This window comes from Aeromonas sp. QDB30 (assembly GCF_027707645.1).
Classification (GTDB): Bacteria; Pseudomonadota; Gammaproteobacteria; order Enterobacterales; family Aeromonadaceae; genus Aeromonas; species Aeromonas caviae.
Window position 1 is genome coordinate 45,725 of the sequence record NZ_JAPCIY010000018.1, and the last position, 18,872, is coordinate 64,596.

Consider the following 18,872-nt stretch of genomic DNA (forward strand, 5'->3'; position numbering starts at 1 on the left):
AACAGAGAACCATCATTATGCCAATCAGCCTAGGGCGCGCGTTTACAAAGAACTTTTTGGGCAATGCTCCGCGATGGTACAAAATTGCCATCGTTCTATTCCTGCTGATCAACCCGGTCATTTTCTACGTTGATCCCTTCCTGGCCGGCTGGCTGCTGGTTGTCGAGTTCATTTTCACCCTGGCCATGGCCCTCAAGTGCTATCCGCTGCAACCGGGCGGACTCCTGGCCATCGAAGCCGTGCTCATCGGCATGACCTCCGCCAACCAGATAAAGCATGAGCTGGTGGCCAATATCGAAGTGCTTCTGCTGCTGGTCTTCATGGTGGCCGGCATCTACTTCATGAAGCAGTTGCTGCTCTACGTCTTTACCAAGATGCTGGTGCGCATCCACTCCAAAACGTTGCTTTCTCTCGCCTTCTGCCTGGTGTCTGCCTTCCTCTCCGCGTTCCTTGATGCCCTGACCGTGATCGCCGTGGTCATCAGCGTCGCCACCGGCTTCTACGCCATCTACCACAAGGTGGCCTCCCGGGATGAGTCCGGCAATCTGCATCATGATGACGAAGAGATTGACGAGCTCTCCCGCCAGCATCTGAACGAGTTTCGTGCTTTCCTGCGCAGCCTGATGATGCACGCCGCCATCGGTACCGCCCTGGGGGGCGTCTGCACCCTGGTCGGCGAACCCCAGAACCTCATCATCGGTGAACAGGCCGGGTGGCACTTCGGTGAATTTGCCATTCGCATGGCACCAGTCACCATTCCGGTCTTCATCTGCGGCCTGCTGACCTGCATCCTGGTCGAAAAATTCCGCTGGTTCGGTTATGGCGCCCGCTTGCCCGAGCCCGTGCGTCACATCATGGAATCCTACGAGCGCGACGAAGACGCACAACGTACCCCGCAGGACAAGGCCAAGCTGATCGTCCAGGCGCTGATTGCCACCTGGCTTATCACGGGTCTTGCCCTCCATCTGGCTGCAGTTGGGCTGATCGGCCTGACGGTCATCGTGCTCGCGACGGCGTTCACCGGCGTGACTGAAGAACACGCGCTTGGCAAGGCATTCCAGGAGGCTTTGCCATTCACCGCCCTGCTCACCGTCTTTTTCAGCGTGGTGGCGGTCATCATCGATCAACAGCTGTTCAAGCCGGTGATCCAGTGGGTACTGGCGGCCAAGCCGGAGGATCAGCTTGCCCTCTTCTACCTAGCAAACGGTCTGCTCTCCATGGTCAGTGACAACGTCTTCGTCGGCACCGTCTACATCAACGAGGTGAAGACCGCCCTGATCAACGGCGCCATCAACCGGGAGCATTTTGATCTGCTGGCCGTGGCCATCAACACGGGCACCAACCTGCCGTCGGTCGCCACCCCCAATGGCCAGGCCGCATTCCTGTTCATGCTCACCTCGGCCCTCGCTCCCCTGCTGCGCCTCTCTTATGGCCGTATGGTCTGGATGGCGCTGCCCTATACCCTGGTGCTGGGGCTTGTCGGCTTTTTCTCCGTGGAACTGCTCCTCGGTCCTGCAACCGAATGGTTCTATCAGGCAGGGTGGTTGCTGGATCATGGGGCACTGCCACTGCCCACCCCGTCCACACACTGATCATGAAAGGGGCTGTTCGGCCCCTTTCTTTTCAGATGGGACTCTGCTCTAATTCAGCCACTATTTTTCTCTGAGAGATCAATCATATGATCGAGTATCTTCGCCGCATTGCCAGTCATCGTCTGGCCTGGGGATTGCTGGCAGCCTCCGCTTTCGCGCTGGAACTCTGCGCCCTCTTCTTCCAGCACGTGTTGGGTTTGCACCCTTGCGTGATGTGCATTTATGAACGTATCGCCCTCCTCGGCGTACTCACGGCCGGCCTCCTCGGCATGGTCGCGCCAGAGCGCTGGTACCTGCGCTGGAGTGCCATGCTCCTGTGGGGTTACAGCGCCTTCTGGGGCCTGAAACTGGCGCTCAAGCATGTGGATTACCAGATGAACCCCTCCCCCTTCAACGTATGCGAGGGATTTGTTGACTTCCCTGCCTGGGCACCACTGGATAAGTGGGTTCCCTGGATGTTCTACCCGGACGGCGACTGCAGCGAGATCAGCTGGCAGTTCCTCGGTTTCTCCATGCCGCAGTGGCTCGTGGTCATCTTTGCCGCCTATCTGCTGGTGTTCGTCATCGTGGCTGCTGGCAACCTGATAAAAGGGCGCTGCTGCAACTAGTTCGTCACTCGACCCTAAGAAGGGAGCCCATGGCTCCCTTTTTATTTCCTCTTTATCGCCTCACGACCCCATGCCCAGAGGGCCGGATCTCCTTCTCCCTGTTCTGCCAATGAAGTGGCTGCCTGCGGGTGTGCATCATCGTAACAGGCCACAAGCGGGTCAAAGGGCGCAGCAGCGACCTGCCACTCGGCCTACCAACAAGAAGGGAGCCATCGGCTCCCTTCTTTCATGTCGTGCACGGCGATGTCACGCGCCTTCGGAGGTAGCCTTGCTGGCACTTCTCCTGGCCTTCACCATGCCGATCACCATGGGCAACAAGGAGACCGCGATGATGCCGAAGATGAGCAGGGTAAAGTTGTGGCGCACTACCGGCAGATTGCCAAAGAAGTGGCCGGCATAGACGAAGGAGAGCACCCACAAGAGCCCCCCCACCAGGTTGAACGCCAGGAAGCGGGGATAGGTCATGGCCCCCATGCCCGCCACGAAGGGGGCGAAGGTGCGCACTATGGGCAGGAAGCGGGTGATGATGATGGTCTTGCCGCCATGCTTGGCATAGAAGGCATGGGTCTTGACCAGATAGTCCCGGCGAAAGATTTTGGAATCGGGGTTGCGAAACAGCTGCTCACCGAAGAAGTGGCCTATGGTGTAGTTCACCACGTTGCCGAGCACCGCGGCGATGATCAGCACGGCGGCTAGGGTGTGCACGTCCAACACGCTGCCCACGGTGAGGGCACCTGCAGCAAACAACAGGGAGTCCCCCGGCAGGAAGGGAGTCACCACCAGCCCGGTTTCACAGAAGATGATGAGAAACAGGATGGCGTATACCCAGACGCCATAGTTCTCGAACAGCTCTTTCAGATGCACGTCAACGTGCAGAATAAAGTCGATGGCAAAGAGGATCAGATCCATTTTTTGGTACCCATGAAGTGAACGGCGTGGAGTCTACGCCAATGAGACCTGGCTCACAATCTCCCCATGGTCCCCTTTTTCGAATCCCATGAAGGGAGTCATTCAGTCCCCCCTTCTTTTCCCCTCTCCCTGAACGTAGGCTTCTGCTCACTCGGCCTTGTCCAGAGCGGCCAGCACCTCGCCGGGCAAGCATTTCTCCCAGCCCCACAAGAGGAGCAGCAACAAGGTAGCGTCGTCGAGCCAGCCAAGGAGAGGCACCACATCGGGGACAACGTCCACCGGGCTGATGCCATAGAGCAGAATAAGGATCACCAGCCCCTTCGCCCACCAGGGCGTGCCTGGGTGGCGAAAGCCTTGATAGAGGCGGCGCAAACGCCGCCAGATGAGCCAGCGTCTGGTGCTCATGACTCGATCAGCTCGCCGCGCAGCCGCTGGATCTGATCCCGCAGCGCCGCCGCCTGTTCGAACTCCAGATCCCGCGCATGCTGGAACATCTGCTCTTCCATCCGCTTGATCTCCTTGCTGATCTCGCTGGCAGAGCGGGCATGGTACTCCCCTTGCGGTTCGGCAGCCTTGCGACTCCCCTTGCCCGCCTTGCCCGCCGTGCGGCTGCCCCCCATGTCCATCACATCGCCGATGGCCTTGTTGAGCCCCTTCGGCACGATGCCGTGTTCCAGGTTGTGGGCGTGTTGCAGGGCGCGGCGCCGCTCGGTCTCTTCGATCGCCACCTTCATGGAGTTGGTGATGGTATCGCCGTAAAGGATCACCTTGCCGTTGAGGTTACGTGCCGCCCGGCCGATGGTCTGAATGAGGGAGCGGGTGGAGCGCAGGAAGCCCTCTTTATCCGCATCCAGAATGGCCACCAGGGAGACTTCCGGCATGTCGAGGCCTTCGCGCAGCAGGTTGATGCCCACCAGGACATCGAACTTGCCAAGGCGCAGGTCGCGGATGATTTCCACCCGCTCCACGGTATCAATGTCCGAGTGCAGATAGCGCACCCGTACCTCGTGATCTGCCAGGTATTCGGTCAAGTCCTCCGCCATCCGCTTGGTCAGTGTCGTGACCAGCACCCGCTCCTCCACGGCGACCCGCTTGCGGATCTCGGAGAGCAGGTCGTCCACCTGGGTGGTGACCGGACGCACCTCGATCTCGGGGTCCAGCAGGCCGGTGGGACGCACCACCTGTTGCACCACGTCACCGCCGGACTTCTCCAGCTCGTAGGGACCCGGGGTCGCCGAGACGAACACCGTCTGGGGCATCAGCGCCTCGAACTCGTCGAACTTGAGGGGCCGGTTGTCCAGCGCCGAGGGAAGCCGGAAGCCGTACTCCACCAGGGTCTCCTTGCGGGATCTGTCCCCTTTGAACATGGCGCCGATCTGCGGCACCGTGACGTGGGATTCGTCGATGATGAGCAGGCCGTCCCCCGGCAGGTAGTCAAACAGGGTGGGTGGCGGCTCACCCGGCGCGCGACCGGAGAGGTAGCGGCTGTAGTTCTCGATACCGGAGCAGTAGCCCAGCTCCTGCATCATCTCCATGTCGAACTGGGTGCGCTGGCTGATGCGCTGCTCCTCCACCAGCTTGTTGAGGCTCATCAACTGCTCACGCCGCCCCTTGAGCTCCTCCTTGATGTGATCGATGGCCCCCAGGATGGTTTCCCGGGGGGTGGCGTAGTGGGTCTTGGGGTAGATGGTGTAACGCACCACCGTCTGCTCGATGGCGCCGGTCAGGGGATCGAACAGGGAGAGGCGTTCTACCTCTTCATCAAACAGCTCCACCCGCAGGGCCAGCTTGTCCGATTCGGCGGGGTAGATGTCGATCACCTCCCCCCGCACCCGGAAGGTGCCGCGCTGGAAGGCCATGTCGTTGCGGGTGTACTGCAGTTCGGCGAGGCGGCGCAGGATATCCCGCTGATTGATCACGTCCCCCACTTTGAGGTGCAGCATCATGCTGAGGTAGGCCTGGGGATCCCCCAGACCATAGATGGCCGATACCGAGGCGACGATCACCACGTCGCGCCGCTCCAGCAGCGCCTTGGTGGCTGACAGCCGCATCTGCTCGATGTGATCGTTGATGGAGGCATCCTTCTCGATGAAGGTGTCCGTGGTCGGCACATAGGCTTCGGGCTGGTAGTAATCGTAATAAGAGACGAAATACTCCACCGCGTTGTCGGGGAAGAACTCCTTCATCTCCCCATAGAGCTGGGCCGCCAGGGTCTTGTTGGGGGCCAGGATCATGGTGGGACGATTAAGAGTCGCGATGACGTTGGCCATGGTAAAGGTCTTGCCCGAACCGGTCACCCCGAGCAGGGTCTGGTGGGCCAGTCCCGACTCGATGCCATCGAGCAGCTGGGCGATGGCCCTCGGCTGATCCCCGGCGGGTTGAAACTGGCTGGCCAACTGGAATAACTTGCTCATGACGACTCCCGGCAAAAAACGGCAAGGGAGCAGTGTACCCCGAGTTGAAGGAGCTGGGTATCCGCTCACCCTCCCTGATGGCTATTGACCCTGAAATACGACCTCTGTATGATGCACCTCCTTGCCTGATGTTCCCCCGTAGTTCAGTCGGTAGAACGGCGGACTGTTAATCCGTATGTCACTGGTTCAAGTCCAGTCGGGGGAGCCAATTCCTCACCATCTCGGTGCAAGTTATCCACTTTAGTGCTTTCCTCTTCCAATTTTAATGCACAAGCCCTCCCCTGCGGCCTGACTCCCTTTTGATCTCCCGTTACTGACCAGCAGCGTTTTGTTCTGCTGCGTATAACTATTTGATTTTTATAGAAACAATTTATTGCAGGTATTTTTTGAACAGTCCTTGCAGCCCAGTATTGGCGCGGCTTTCAGCCTGATCGCCAAGTTTCATAAACAGGGTTATCCACAGTTTCTGTGGGTAACTTGACCAAAGCCACGGTTCATCTGGGCTGGCAGCCATTGTCCCCGGTTTGCGATGGCTGCCCCCGCTCTTCCCCATTTTCTGCTGTTTTTCCCTTCCCCCCTAAATGGGATGAATCGACTCGCGGTGCTGCCTGTGGGGGATTTTTTTTCGCTATGCCGCGTCCTGCGGGTCAGCCCTCGCCGGATGAGTCATGAGTCTCTTTTGTTACCCTTCAATTTCCTCAGTGGAAAATGCTGAAAAACATGCCCGTTTGCTCCCCATGCAGCAGGTAATAAATTGTCCACAGGAGCGTCATCCCCTCTCTGCTCAACAGCATATTTCACTCATTGACAGCGGGCCTTGCAGCGTAAAATAGAGGTGTTTTCCCCAGCCCCCCCCTCGCATCCCTATCTTCATCGAAGAGACCAGCACTTAACTGGCTGTTAATCCGCTTTGGCGCTTCTTTCTTGATACAGGATCCGGCACAATATCGGCCTCACTTTTATCCTCGGTTTTTCCGGGCATGACCATAGATTTCGTGACACTGCTACATCAAAGCGACTCCCTGCTGCTGTTCGTGGTACTAGCCTTCGGGCTGCTGCTGGGCAAGGTACGCATCGGCAACTTCCAGATAGGCAACACCATAGGCGTGCTCTTCACCGCCCTGCTGTTTGGCCAGATGGGATTCCAGTTTTCCACCTCCACTGAAAACGTCGGCTTCATGCTGTTCATCTTCTGTGTGGGAATTGAAGCGGGGCCGCACTTTTTCAGCGTCTTCCTTCGCGACGGCATCCACTACATCACCCTGACCCTGGTGATCCTGCTGTCGGCCCTGCTGCTGACCGTGGGGCTCGCCAAGTTCTTTAATCTGGGGCCCGGCATGGCCGCCGGCATTCTGGCAGGTTCCCTCACCTCCACGCCGGCCCTGGTGGGGGCGCAGGACGCCCTGCGAAGCGGATTGCTCAACCTGCCCCACCAGACCGACATGCAGTCGGTGCTGGACAACATGGGCATCGGCTACGCCCTGACCTACCTGGTGGGGCTGGTGGGGCTGATGCTGGTGGTGCGCTACCTCCCCTCCCTGGCCAGGCTGGATCTCAATACCGAAGCGCAGAAGATTGCGCGCGAGCGGGGGCTGTCCGACAGCGAGAGCCGCAAGACCTATCTGCCCATCATCCGCGCCTATCGGGTCGGCCCAGAGCTCGCCGCCTGGATCGGGGGGCGTACCCTGCGGGAGACCGGCATCTATCCCCACACCGGCTGCTATGTGGAGCGCATTCGCCGCAACGGCATCCTGGCGAGCCCCGACGGTGATGCCGTCATTCAGGAAGGGGACGAGATAGCTCTGGTGGGCTACCCCGAGAGCCACGAGAAGCTCGACGTCAACTACCGCAACGGCAAAGAGGTGTTCGATCGCAACCTGCTTGACCTCCAGATCGTCACCGAAGAGATCGTGGTGAAGAACGATGCCGTGGTGGGTCGCCACCTGGTGGAGCTCAACCTCACCGAGAAGGGGTGCTTCCTGAACCGGGTGGTGCGCTCCCAGATCGAGATGCCGTTCGATCGCAATATCATGCTGCAAAAGGGTGACGTGCTGCAGATCAGCGGCGAGAAGCAGCGGGTCAAGCTGCTGGCCAACAAGATCGGCTTCATCAGCATCCACAGCCAGACCACGGATCTGGTGGCCTTTGCCACCTTCTTCGTGCTGGGGCTGCTCATCGGCTCCGTCTCCCTGGTGTTCGGCCAGATAGAGTTCGGCCTCGGCAATGCCGTCGGCCTGCTGCTGGCGGGGATCCTGATGGGCTACCTGCGGGCCAACCACCCCACGGTGGGCTATGTGCCGCCGGGGGCCCTGCGCCTTGCCAAGGATCTCGGGCTCGCTGTCTTCATGGTGAGTACCGGCCTCAAGGCGGGGGGCGGCATCCTTGATCACCTGAGCGAAGTGGGGATGGTGGTGCTCTTCTCCGGCATGCTGGTGACCACCTTGCCGGTGCTGGTAGGCTACCTGTTCGGTGTCTGGGTGCTCAAAATGAACCCAGCCCTGCTGCTCGGCGCCATCACGGGCGCACGTACCTGCGCCCCGGCCATGGACGTGGTGAACGAAGCGGCCAACAGCTCCATCCCGGCGCTCGGCTATGCCGGCACCTATGCGGTGGCCAACGTCATGCTGACCCTGGCGGGCTCCTTCATCATCGGCTTCTGGTTCTAGCCAAACGGGCCCGCAACACGCAGAAAAAGAGGAGCCTCGGGGCTCCTTTTTTCATGGGCGGGCACTCCTGGATGGAATAGTGGAAATCGTGCTATGGGGCCATCTCTATCAAACCCAATAAGCTAAATCACCCACAAGGCGCCACTTACACTCAATAAAACGAGCGAGGTGTAAGTGATGAAACGCGCATGGATGGTCGTGATCTGGTGGTTCTGCTCCCTGACGCCAGCCTGGGGGGCCGAATCCGGCAAGCAGGTGGCCCCCGAGGCAGAGACGGAGAAAAGCGCCCTGAGCTTTGAGGGGGACGAGCTTGCCAGACCCAGGCTGGGAGATCTCGACGTCATGCTGGAGCAGCGCACCATCCGAGTGCTCACCACCTACAACAAGACGGGGTTCTTCATCACCAAGGGCGTGCAGCGGGGCGTCACCTACGATGCCTTCATGTAGGTGGAAAAGCGTCTCAACGAACAGTTGCGCAAGCAAAAGGCGATCAAGCGCCACCTCAAGGTGCACTTCGTCTTCATTCCCGTGGCCCGGGAAGCGCTGCTGAGCTCCCTCATCGAGGGCAAAGGCGACATCGCCGCCGCCAATCTCACCATCACGGACAAGCGCAAGAAGCAGGGTATCGCCTTCACCGATCCCCTGCTTGAAAACGTGCGGGAGCTGCTCGTCTCCGGCCCCCTCTCCCCCAAGGTGGAAAGCGCCGCCGATCTCGGGGGCCAGCGCGTCTTCGTGCGCCCCTCCTCCAGCTACTACGAGTAGCCTCATGGCCTACAACCAGGCCCGCAAGTCGGCGGGAGAGCCCCTCATCGACCTCCAACCCGCCTCGGAGGTACTCGAAGATGAAGATCTGGTGGAGATGGTGAACGCAGGCCTGCTCCCCTTCATCGTCATGGACGAGCACAAGGCCCGCTTCTGGCAAAAGATTTTCCCCGGAATCACCATTCACGACGCCCCCGTGTTCCGGGAAGGGGGCGTCATCGCCTGGGCGGTGCGCAAGGAGAGCCCCCAGTTGCTCGCCATGCTCAACGAGCAGATCAAGGCGCTGCGCGGCAAGGCGACGGGGGATGAGATCCTGGCCCGTTATCTCAAGCAGAACAAGTTCGTCAAAAGCGCCGCCGCCGAGGCGGAGCGCAAGAAATTCCTGCAGGTGGTCGAGCTGTTCCGTGAATATGGCGAACGCTATGACATGGACTGGCTGCTGATGGCGGCCCAGGGCTACCAGGAGTCCGCCCTCAACCATCATGCCCGTAGCCATGTGGGCGCCATCGGCATCATGCAGATCATGCCCGCCACCGGCAAGGGGCTGAAGGTCGGCGACATCCGCCAGCTCGAGCCCAATATTCACAGGGGCGTCAAATACATGCGCTGGATGATCGATCACTACTATGCGGACGAGCCCATGACCGCCCTCGACAAGGCCCTCTTCTCGTTCGCCTCCTACAATGCCGGCCCCGCCCGGGTAGCCAGGCTCCGTGCCGAGGCCAGGAAACGGGGGCTGGATCCCAACGTCTGGTTCCACAATGTCGAGTACGTGGCGGCAGAGAAAATCGGCCCCGAGACGGTCACCTATGTGGGCAACATCTACAAGTACTACATCGCCTACAAGCTGGTGTTGACATCCTCCCCCACCTTAGCGCTTCGCGTCACAGGAGGGGGATTCCCATTACTGGGTGATAGCTGCTCGCGCAGTACCGGGTTCCTGCTTCATCGGGCGGCCTGATTGCACCACGCCTCCACAGGCTAAAACGGCGTGTCCCGCCGCTAAAATATTGCGAGCGCCGTTCACATCGGCGTTCGCCTCATAACCACACGCAGCGCATTTAAACTGGCTTTGCGTCTGGCGGTTATCCTTCGCAGTATGCCCACAACAGGCGCACTGCTGGCTCGTGTAGGCCGGGTTTATCGCCAACACCTGACCGCCTCGCCATGCCTGCTTATATTCGAGCTGGCGGCGCAGCTCAAACCAGCCCTGATCTAATATCGAACGATTCAGCCCTGATTTTGCCCGGACGTTGCGCCCCGGCTGGCTGGTCGTGCCCGCTGCTGATTTTGACATGCTGGCAACCTTCAAATCCTCAATGACGATCATCGCGTGGTTTTTGCTGATAGTCGTTGTGACCTTGTGAAGGTAATCGCGGCGGGTATTGGCGATATGTGAGTGCAGCCGCTGGATCTTGGCTTTTTGTTTCTTCCAGTTGCTGCTGAACTTTACCTTTTTGCTCAACTGGCGTTGGAGCCTTGCCAGCTTGGTCTGATTGGTTTTGAAGCTGTTGACGGGCTCAAACACCGTGCCGTCTGACAGGGTTGCGAGCTTGGCGATCCCCGCATCTAGCCCGACCATTGAGCCGGAGGGGTGAATTGGCTCAAGCGTCTCCTGCTCGACCTGAAAGGAGATATACCAGTGCCCGGCTGCTTGGCTGACGGTCGCGTTTTTAATTTTCCCTTCAACTGGCTGGGACTGACGGAACTTGACCCACGCCAGCCCGGCAGGCAGCTTCACGCGACCCTTTTCAAGGCGGCAATACTTGTCGAAGTTGACGAAGCGGATTGAGTCGCGGTTGTCGCTTTTTTTCTTGAATACGGGTGCCTTGGCGGCGAGTTTCTTATCAAAGCAGCGCATCCACGCGCCATGCAAATCCTTGAGCTTCTGCTGGAGGTTGTCGGTATATGCCTCGGCCAGAAAGGCCATTTCTGGGTCTTTCTTCCAACTGGTGAGCATCCTGTTCAGCTCAAAGGCAGAAGGCAGTTTTTCGCCAGCATCCAGAATGCGTTTGGTTTCTGCCAGCCCGTGATTCCAGACATAACGAGCACAACCGCCCAACTGGCGCAGGCGTTGCGCTTGTTGTTCGGTCGGTTCGAGTCGGAATTTGTAGGCTTTCAGAATTTGCATTTAGCGCTCAGTGTGTAGCATTATTGCCATATCTATTAAGCCCGATTGAGTGACAGAATGCAATTCACTAAAATTAATAAATCACGCCATGCGGCCTACGCTTTGCACGTACATTTGGTGTTTATCACCAAGTATCGAAAGCCGATATTGGGGGATCTGCATCACGCTTCCTTCGGTCAGTGTGCGGCAGAGGTTTGCAGAGATTTTGGTGCGGAACTGAAAGAGTGTGACGGAGAGGCTGATCATGTTCACATGCTGATAGAGTACGCGCCAACGGTGCAGCTATCGGTACTGGTGAACTCGTTAAAGGCGGTCACATCAAGGCGACTGCGTAATGAATTTCTGGACTTGAGAGGTGCTTACAGCAAACCCGTACTCTGGTCACGCTCTTACTTTGCGGGCTCTTGCGGCGGAGCACCGTTGGAGGTGATCAAGCAATACATTCAAAACCAGCGGGGCTGACGCCCCGGCGAAATTCCCCTCCCACCTACGTCGGAGGGAGTCCCCTTTCGCATTTAAGATGGAGCAGGTGGCTCTGCGCCAGCAGGCGAGCGATGCCCTGAAACAGGAGGCGAAGGAGGACATCAGCACATCGGCGGCGAAACCGACCCAGTGATCCTTGCCGGACGAGGCGCTCACGGGCGCCTCGTTTCTATACGCGCCCCCCTCTTCGGCCCATGACCAGAATGAACACAATGGCCACAACAGCCTTAATAGCCATTACGGTCAGATTGTTTTCCAGTCAGACATGATTAATTAACCTTCTTGCAACAATCACAAGGAGAGCACCATGTTGCAAGGAACCTTCAAGCGTACCCTGATCGGTAGTCTGCTCGCACTGAGCGTCGGCGCCCACGCCCAGATCAACGAAGTCCACTTCCTGATCCCGGGCGGCGCTGGCGGCGGCTGGGATACCACGGCCCGCGGCACCGGTGAAGTGCTGGCCAAGTCCGGTCTGGTCAAGACCGTCTCCTACCAGAACATGTCCGCCGGTGGCGGCGCCAAGGCCATCGCCCACCTCATCGAGACCTCGGCCCAGTCCGACAAGACTCTGATGGTCAACTCCACCCCCATCATCGTCAAATCCCTCTCCAAGGAGCTGCCCCAGTCCTTCCGTGATCTGACGCCGGTGGCCGCCATCATCGCCGACTACCAGGCGCTGGCGGTGAAGGCGGACTCCCCCTATCAGAACTGGGCCCAGCTGCTGGCCGCCTACGAGGAGAACCCGGCCAAGGTGAAGATTGCCGGGGGTTCCGCCCGTGGCAGCCTGGATCACCTGGTCGCCGCCCTGACCTTCAAGAATGCCGGCGCCGACGCCAGCAAACTGCGCTACGTCGCCTACGATGCCGGCGGCAGCGCCATGGCCGCCGTGCTGGCCGGAGAGACCCAGGCCATCTCCACCGGCTTTGGCGAGGCGATGGAAGCGGTCAAGTCAGGCCAGATGCGGATCCTCGGGGTCACTTCCGACAAACGCCTGCCGGGGGCGGAGCAGATCCCCACCTTCAGCGAGCAGAACAACCCCACCGTCTTCGCCAACTGGCGCGGTTACTTCGCCTCCCCCACCATCAGCCCGGAGAAATCCGCCGAGTTTGCCGCCCTGCTCAAGCAGATGTACGACAAGCCGGAGTGGGAAGTGGTCCGCACCCGCAACAGCTGGACCAACCTCTACAAGTCGGGTCCCGAGTTCACCGCCTTCCTCGACGGCCAGGAGCAGCAGATCGGCGGCCTGATGCGCGAGCTCGGCTTCATCAAGTAACCCTCGTTGTCACATCGCAGGCGGGCGCAGGCCCGCCGCCCATGTTGGAGTCAAGAGATGAACATCACCAAGGAGCGACTGGGGGGCCTGCTGTTTCTGCTGCTCTCCCTCACCTATGGCTACTACGCCACCGAGATACCGGGCTACCCCGGCGACGAATACGAACCCTTCACCGCCAGTACCCTGCCCTATGCCCTGGCAGGGATCGGGACGCTGCTCTCCCTGCTGCTGGTGCTCTTCCCCGGGGGCGAGCCCCTGCGCCGGGAAGAGGGAGACTGGCGCCGGGTCTTCATCCTGCTCGGGCTCATGGTCATTTACGGATTGGGGCTCACCTGGTTTGGCTTCGTGCTCTCGACCATCGCCTTCCTGAGTGTGGGCATCCGGGTGCTCGGTGAGCCCAGTCTGCGCTACGGCCTGATGATCAGCGTCCCCTTCTCCATCGGTTTCTGGGCCCTGCTCACCAAGGGGCTCAACGTCTATCTGGAGCCGGGTCGCCTGTTCACCCTGCTCGGTTTCTAAGGAGTCACCATGTTAGACGGAATCTTGCAAGGACTCGGCACTGCACTGCTGCCGGTCAACCTGATGATGGTGGTGCTTGGCTGCTTCATCGGCACCTTTATCGGCATGTTGCCGGGCCTTGGCCCGGTCACCGCCATCGCCCTGATGATCCCCATCACCTATGGCCTGGATCCCTCCTCCGGCATCATCTTGATGGCGGGGGTCTATTACGGCGCCATCTTCGGGGGCTCCACCTCCTCCATCCTGATCAACGCCCCCGGCTGCTCCGCCACCGTGGTCACCGCCTTCGACGGCTATCCCCTGGCCTGCAAGGGACAGGCGGGCAAGGCGCTGGCCATCGCCGCCTACGCCTCCTTCACCGGCGGCACCCTCTCCGCCATCATGCTGATGGTGGCGGCGCCCCTGCTGGCCAAGGTCTCCCTCTCCTTCCAGTCGGCGGACTACTTCGCCCTCATGGTGCTGGGCCTCTCCGCCGTGGCAGCCTTTGCCGGCAAGGGGCAGGTGCTCAAAGCGCTGATCATGGCGCTGTTCGGCATCATGATCTCCACCATCGGCATCGACCGCAGCGTCGGGGTAGACAGGTTCACCTTCGGGTTGCCGGATCTGCGTGACGGCTTCTCCTTCCTGCTGCTGGCCATGGCCACCTTTGCCCTCGCGGAGATCCTGATGGCGGTGCTGCGCCCCGGCAAGGACAACAGCGAGGAAGAGGCCAGGCAGATGCAGCAGCTCGGCAGCCTCAAGCTCAGCAAGGAAGAGGTCAGAGAGATAGCGCCCCCCATCGCCCGCTCCTCGGTGCTGGGCTTTCTCATCGGCGTGCTGCCGGGAGCCGGCGCCACCATCGCCGCCTTCATGGCCTATGGCACCGAGCGCAACATCGCCGGCAAACAGCGCCAGGAGCAGTTCGGCAAGGGCAGCCTGCGCGGTCTGGCCGCCCCGGAAGCGGCCAACAACGCCGCCTCCACCGGCTCCTTCGTGCCCCTGCTGACCCTGGGGATCCCGGGCTCCGGCACCACGGCCCTCATCCTGGGCGCCCTGGTGGCCTACGGCATCCAGCCGGGCCCGCGTCTGTTCATGGAGCATCCGGACGTCTTCTGGTCGGTGATCATCTCCATGTATCTGGGCAACGTGGTGCTGTTGATCCTGAACCTCCCCCTCATCCCCTACCTGGCCCGGGTACTGGCGGTGCCGCGCCCCGTGCTCATCCCCATGGTGCTGCTGTTCTCCCTGACCGGGGTCTATCTGGTCTCCTTCAACACCATGGACATCCATGTGATGGCCATCGTTGCACTGATCGCCATCGGCCTGCGCCTGCTCACCTTCCCCATGGCCCCCATGCTGCTCGGTTTCATCCTGGGGGGTATGCTGGAGGACAACCTGCGCCGGGCCCTGGTGATCAACGACGGCAGCCTGAGCTTCCTGTGGGAGCGCCCCATCACCCTCGCCTTCACGGTGATCACCCTGACCATGTTGCTGCTGCCCGTCTGGCAGTGGTGGCAGGCTCGCCGGGCCCCCAAGGGGGAGCTTGCCACCAGCCACTGAATCGATGAGCCTCTGCCACCTCTGAACCCTGCCCCATCACGCGTAGAGACCTTGATGCCCACGGGAAGCAAATCCTGACAAAAAGAGCGCCGAAAGGCGCTCTTTTCTTGTCTGGACGACAGGTTCCGGACGACCGGATCACGGCTTGCGGTAACGCCGCTCCGGCCGCCCGACGGTGCCATATTCGAGCTCGGGGCTCGCCAGTTGCTGCCCCACCAGAAATTCCAGATAGCGGCGCGCCGTGGTCCGGCTCACCCCTATCCGGCAGCCTATCTCCTCGGCACTGGCGGCCTCCGGAGTCAGGGCCGTCAGCACCCGCTGCAGGGTGAGAGCATCGATGCCCTTGGGCAGTCCCTCTGCCGCCACCTGCTGCAACGGCGTACCGAACAGGGTGTCCACCGCCTGCTGGTCGATGTCGGCCAACGCCGCCAGGGCGGCGATGCTCTGACGGTACTTCTCCAGGGTGTCGCGCAGCCGCTCGAACACCACGGGCTTCAAAATGAAATCCACCACCCCGAGGCGCATCGCCTCCTGCAGGGCAGCGGCTTCCCGCGCCGCGGTGAGCAGGATCACATCCAGACTCGCCCCCGCCTGGCGCAGCTCTCTCAATAGCGAGAACCCCTCTCCATCGGGCAACCAGACATCCAGCAGCACCAGATCGGGTTTGAGGATCCCTATCTGCTCCCTGGCATCGAACAGGGTGAGCGCCACCCCCAGCACCTCGAAACCGGCGAGGCGCTGCACGAAGCGGCGGTGGATCTCGGCAATGGCGGGATCATCCTCGACGATCAGGATCTTGATCACTTACACCTCCTTGGGAATGTAACAGACGACGCAACTTCCCTGCGTCGTGGCTTCGATGGTGATCTCCCCCTGCAGGGCATCCAGGGTCTTGCGCACCAGGGAGAGCCCGATACCGTGTCCTGGCTCGGGCTTGCTACTGACCCCCTGTTCGAACAACCTGTCCGCCAACTGCGGGTCGATGCCGCCAGCCCCGTCTTCCACCTCCAGCACCAGATCCTGCCCCAGATCGCTCAGGGAAACCCGGATGGGCTGATAGGGCGCACCGTGGCGGCGGGTCGCCTCGAAGGCGTTGTCGATGAGGTTGCCCAGCACCGTTACCAGCTGGGAACCGCTGACACGGGCAGGAATGTCGTGCAGACGGGCATCGGGATCGATCACGAGCTCAAGACCGAGTTCGTGGGCCCTGTGGTATTTGCCGAGCAGCAGCCCCGCCACCTTGGGTTTGGCGATGGCCCCCATCAGGAAGCCGAGCAGGGTCTGCTCGGTGGCCGCCTCCCGCCCGATGAAGGCGAGCGCCTCCCGGGTGGCCCCGAGCTCAATGAGGCCAGCGATGGTCCCAAGCTGGTTGTTGTGCTCGTGGGTCTGCACCCGCAGCAGATCGCTGTAGGCCTGCACCTGGGAGAGCTGGGCACTGAGTTCCGCCAGCTCGTCCTTGCGCCGAAAGCTCGACACGGCGCCGATCAGCTTGCCCTCGCGCACCAGCGGCAACCGGTTGACGATGAGGGACTGGCCGTTGAGCACGATCTCCTCGTCAAACTGGGGGGTCTGCTCTTGCAGGATGGAGAGCATGCGACTGCCCGGCAGCAGGTGACCGATGGGCTGTCCAATAGCGGCCCGGGCAGTGGTGTCGTCCAGGCGCAGCAGCTTGATGCCGTTGGGGTTCAGAGAGGTGAGGCGCCCTTGCTCGTCGATGGTGAGGATCCCCTCGCGCACCGTGCGCAGGGTACAGTCTAGCTCCGCATAGAGACGCCCCATCTGCTCGGGTTCAAAGCCGAAAATCGCCTTCTTGTAGCGCCGGGCCAGCCAGGCGGCGGCGACACTGTTGAGCAGCACGATGAGCAAGGTCATGGCCAGGCCGAAGCGCAAATAGTCCTGCAGATCCGCATCGATGTCCCGCACCAGATAGCCGACCGACACCACCCCGATGATCTTGCTCATCTCGTCACGGATGGGCCCCTTGCCGCGCACCGAGACCCCGAGGGACCCCTGGGCCCTGGAGATATAGGCCTCCCCCTGCAGGGCACGCTCGGGATCATCACCCACCATGGGTTTGCCAATCCGGTCCGCATTGGGGTGCGCCAGGCGGCGTGCCTGCCTGTCCCCGATGACGATGTAGCTGGCCCCGACCTCGGCGCGGATCCGCTCCACCAGGGCATTGAGGCGGACCGTATCCGCCCGCTTCACCCCGGCGATGACGCCGGACTCCCGCGCCACCAGCCGTGCCACATCCAGGGCCTGATCCCCCACCTCACGGTAGCGCTGCTCGGCGACATAGTAGTAGCTGGCCCCGCTCAGCAACACCAGTTGCAGCAGACTGACCAGACAGAGAATGAGCAGGAAGCGTCCTTGCAACCCGAGCCTCATGCCTCCTTGTCGCCTCGCAACAAGTCGAGCAGCAGACTGCCATCGCGCAGGGCCTTGTGCACCTGCACCGAGGTGGGTTTGGTGGGATCTTCGTAGAAGTGGGTGGATTCAATCTGCAGGCGCACCAGGTACTCGGCGGGCAACTGGCTTGCCAGGGACTGGTGCAACATGGGGAAGAGCAGTCGATCGGCCCGGGTGATCTCCCCCCCGAGCAGCAGCTTGCCCGGATTGAGCAGGCAGATGAGGTTCGCCAGCACCCGGGAGAGGCGGCCTGCTGCCTGGTGCAGGATGTCCTGACACAGGCTGTTGCCGGCCAGCGCCAGCTCGCACAGCTCGCGTATGGTGACGCTTTCGGGCAGATCGAACTCCTGCATCCGTTCGCGCAGCTCCCGATATTGCGCCTCCAGCGCCTGATTGGTCACGAGGGTGCAGGCGCAGCCGAAGCCACCGCAGTAGCAGCGCTGGCCATAGGGTTCGAGCTGCAGGTGGCTGAGATCCCCGAGCAGAGCCGACTCGCTCTCGATGAGCTGGCCATTGACCACCATGCCGACCCCGATGTCGTTGTGCACGAACACCAGCACCGCATCCGAGCAGTTCCTGGCGGCGCCCCACTCCCGCTCGGCCTGGATCCAGGTGCGCACGTCGCCGCTCACCAGCACGGGTACCGAGAAGGCTTCCTGCAGGGTGGGACCGAGGGGCCAGTTGCGCAGATCGTAATAGGGAAAATGCTTGACCATGCCGGAGTGGCGCTCCACCTGGCCAGGCAGGCAGAGGGCGATGCAGGCCAGACGCAGCGCCTTCTTGGGCAAAAAGCCCTCGATGGCCCGCACCAGGCTGGCCAGCAGCTCGGCACGCTCCGCCTCGTTGAAGACATGGCGATGGCGTGCCAGGGAGTGACCCGCGAGATCGAACAGGGCCATGTCCACATAGCCGCGCCCCAGGCGCATGGAGAGAAACTGGAAGCGGCGCTCGTTGATGCGCAGCAGGGTCTGGCGACGGCCACGCCCCACCGAGCTCTCGCCGCAGGTGACCACCAGGCCGCCGTCCAGCAGCTCGCGGGTGATCTTGGTGATGCTGGCCGGCGACAGGCCGGTCAGACGGGACAGATCGGTACGGGACAGCTCCTTGTGCTCCTCCAGGCTGGCATAGACCAGGCCGTAGTTGAGCTGACGGATCAAATCGATACTGCCTTTCACGATCTCATTCATAGGGTTGGGGCTAACGAAAGGAACGAATGGCGCGATTTTCACACATTCTGCGCCGATCCCCAAATTTGCCGTCTGGAAATCCTGTCCAGACGGCAAAAATGTGATTAGTAACGGAAGCGGGAGACGAGTTGGCGCAATTTGTCACCCGTGCCTGCCAGGGCGCGGGTGGTGGTGCTGGACTCCCCGGACGCCTCGGTCAGCTCGCTGACGATCTGCTGGATGGCCACCAGGTTCTTGTTGATCTCCTCGGAGACCGCGTGCTGCTCCTCGGCGGCCGTGGCGATCTGGATGTTCATGTCGTTGTTGACATCCTCCCCCACCTTAGCGCTTCGCGTCACAGGAGGGGGATTCCCATTACTGGGTGATAGCTGCTCGCGCAG

Annotated in this window: 14 protein-coding genes, 1 tRNA gene and 2 pseudogenes; 9 read left to right on the forward strand and 8 right to left on the reverse strand. The window is 61.0% G+C overall.

The features are described 5' to 3' along the window. Window positions 1-17 precede the first annotated feature (17 nt). Together nhaB and dsbB are read left to right on the forward strand one after the other, a co-directional pair. On the forward strand, window positions 18-1,592 hold the full coding sequence (gene nhaB / locus PG896_RS08075; protein ID WP_052814370.1) for a Na(+)/H(+) antiporter NhaB: 1,575 nt from the start codon (window positions 18-20) through the stop codon (window positions 1,590-1,592). 86 nt (window positions 1,593-1,678) lie between these two features. Then, window positions 1,679-2,200 carry a disulfide bond formation protein DsbB gene (gene dsbB / locus PG896_RS08080; protein ID WP_010674908.1) on the forward strand — a complete coding sequence of 174 codons (522 nt, stop codon included), beginning with the start codon at window positions 1,679-1,681 and terminating at the stop codon, window positions 2,198-2,200. Between the two features lie 246 nt (window positions 2,201-2,446). On the opposite strand, the gene PG896_RS08085 is transcribed toward dsbB, so the two are convergent. The 3 genes from PG896_RS08085 to uvrB all read right to left on the reverse strand — a co-directional run bounded on the left by PG896_RS08085 (window position 2,447) and on the right by uvrB (window position 5,523). Next, the gene (locus PG896_RS08085; protein ID WP_010674909.1) at window positions 2,447-3,109 is read right to left on the reverse strand and encodes a DedA family protein; all 663 of its coding nucleotides are present in this window, start codon (window positions 3,107-3,109) and stop codon (window positions 2,447-2,449) included. Window positions 3,110-3,256: 147 nt separating this feature from the next. Further along, window positions 3,257-3,514, reverse strand: a complete 258-nt coding sequence (locus PG896_RS08090; protein WP_041215068.1) for a DUF1232 domain-containing protein — start codon at window positions 3,512-3,514, stop codon at window positions 3,257-3,259. Continuing rightward, on the reverse strand, window positions 3,511-5,523 hold the full coding sequence (gene uvrB / locus PG896_RS08095) for an excinuclease ABC subunit UvrB (protein ID WP_264787762.1): 2,013 nt from the start codon (window positions 5,521-5,523) through the stop codon (window positions 3,511-3,513). The genes PG896_RS08090 and uvrB overlap by 4 nt, the downstream gene beginning before the upstream one ends. Window positions 5,524-5,655: 132 nt before the next feature. Here uvrB and PG896_RS08100 point away from each other — a divergent pair. From PG896_RS08100 to PG896_RS08110, 3 genes and pseudogenes are all read left to right on the forward strand, one after another. After that, a tRNA-Asn gene (locus PG896_RS08100) sits at window positions 5,656-5,731 on the forward strand. A gap of 772 nt (window positions 5,732-6,503) precedes the next feature. Further along, on the forward strand, window positions 6,504-8,189 hold the full coding sequence (locus tag PG896_RS08105; protein ID WP_029314601.1) for an aspartate:alanine antiporter: 1,686 nt from the start codon (window positions 6,504-6,506) through the stop codon (window positions 8,187-8,189). A 177-nt stretch (window positions 8,190-8,366) separates the two neighbouring features. Next, window positions 8,367-9,912 (forward strand): annotated as a pseudogene (locus PG896_RS08110) (transglycosylase SLT domain-containing protein). On the opposite strand, the gene PG896_RS08115 reads toward PG896_RS08110, so the two are convergent. Continuing rightward, window positions 9,856-11,082 carry an RNA-guided endonuclease InsQ/TnpB family protein gene (locus PG896_RS08115; protein ID WP_261921534.1) on the reverse strand — a complete coding sequence of 409 codons (1,227 nt, stop codon included), beginning with the start codon at window positions 11,080-11,082 and terminating at the stop codon, window positions 9,856-9,858. The pseudogene PG896_RS08110 and the gene PG896_RS08115 overlap by 57 nt on opposite strands. Before the next feature lie 57 nt (window positions 11,083-11,139). On the opposite strand from PG896_RS08115, the gene tnpA reads away from it, so the two are divergent. The 4 genes from tnpA (at window position 11,140) to PG896_RS08135 (ending at window position 14,896) form a co-directional block, all read left to right on the forward strand. Next, on the forward strand, window positions 11,140-11,544 hold the full coding sequence (gene tnpA, locus PG896_RS08120; RefSeq protein WP_021141233.1) for an IS200/IS605-like element ISAs26 family transposase: 405 nt from the start codon (window positions 11,140-11,142) through the stop codon (window positions 11,542-11,544). Window positions 11,545-11,872: 328 nt separating this feature from the next. Next, a complete protein-coding gene (locus PG896_RS08125) occupies window positions 11,873-12,838 on the forward strand; it encodes a tripartite tricarboxylate transporter substrate binding protein (RefSeq protein WP_052815427.1) in 966 nt (321 codons plus the stop codon). A gap of 57 nt (window positions 12,839-12,895) precedes the next feature. Beyond that, window positions 12,896-13,357 carry a tripartite tricarboxylate transporter TctB family protein gene (locus PG896_RS08130; RefSeq protein WP_052815428.1) on the forward strand — a complete coding sequence of 154 codons (462 nt, stop codon included), beginning with the start codon at window positions 12,896-12,898 and terminating at the stop codon, window positions 13,355-13,357. 9 nt (window positions 13,358-13,366) lie between these two features. After that, window positions 13,367-14,896: a tripartite tricarboxylate transporter permease gene (locus PG896_RS08135; RefSeq protein ID WP_053288415.1), complete on the forward strand. Its 1,530-nt coding sequence runs from the start codon at window positions 13,367-13,369 to the stop codon at window positions 14,894-14,896. A gap of 138 nt (window positions 14,897-15,034) precedes the next feature. On the opposite strand, the gene PG896_RS08140 is transcribed toward PG896_RS08135, so the two are convergent. The 4 genes and pseudogenes from PG896_RS08140 to PG896_RS08155 form a co-directional block, all read right to left on the reverse strand. Beyond that, window positions 15,035-15,700, reverse strand: a complete 666-nt coding sequence (locus PG896_RS08140) for a response regulator (protein ID WP_052815430.1) — start codon at window positions 15,698-15,700, stop codon at window positions 15,035-15,037. Beyond that, window positions 15,701-17,284 carry an ATP-binding protein gene (locus tag PG896_RS08145; RefSeq protein ID WP_270835593.1) on the reverse strand — a complete coding sequence of 528 codons (1,584 nt, stop codon included), beginning with the start codon at window positions 17,282-17,284 and terminating at the stop codon, window positions 15,701-15,703. It lies immediately after the preceding gene. Then, entirely contained in the window at window positions 17,281-18,492 is a 1,212-nt protein-coding gene (locus tag PG896_RS08150) for an ROK family transcriptional regulator (protein WP_029314606.1), read from the reverse strand. Before PG896_RS08150 ends, PG896_RS08145 begins: the two co-directional genes overlap by 4 nt. A gap of 104 nt (window positions 18,493-18,596) precedes the next feature. Further along, window positions 18,597-18,794: pseudogene (locus PG896_RS08155) on the reverse strand (methyl-accepting chemotaxis protein); the annotation flags it as partial. Window positions 18,795-18,872: the final 78 nt, after the last annotated feature.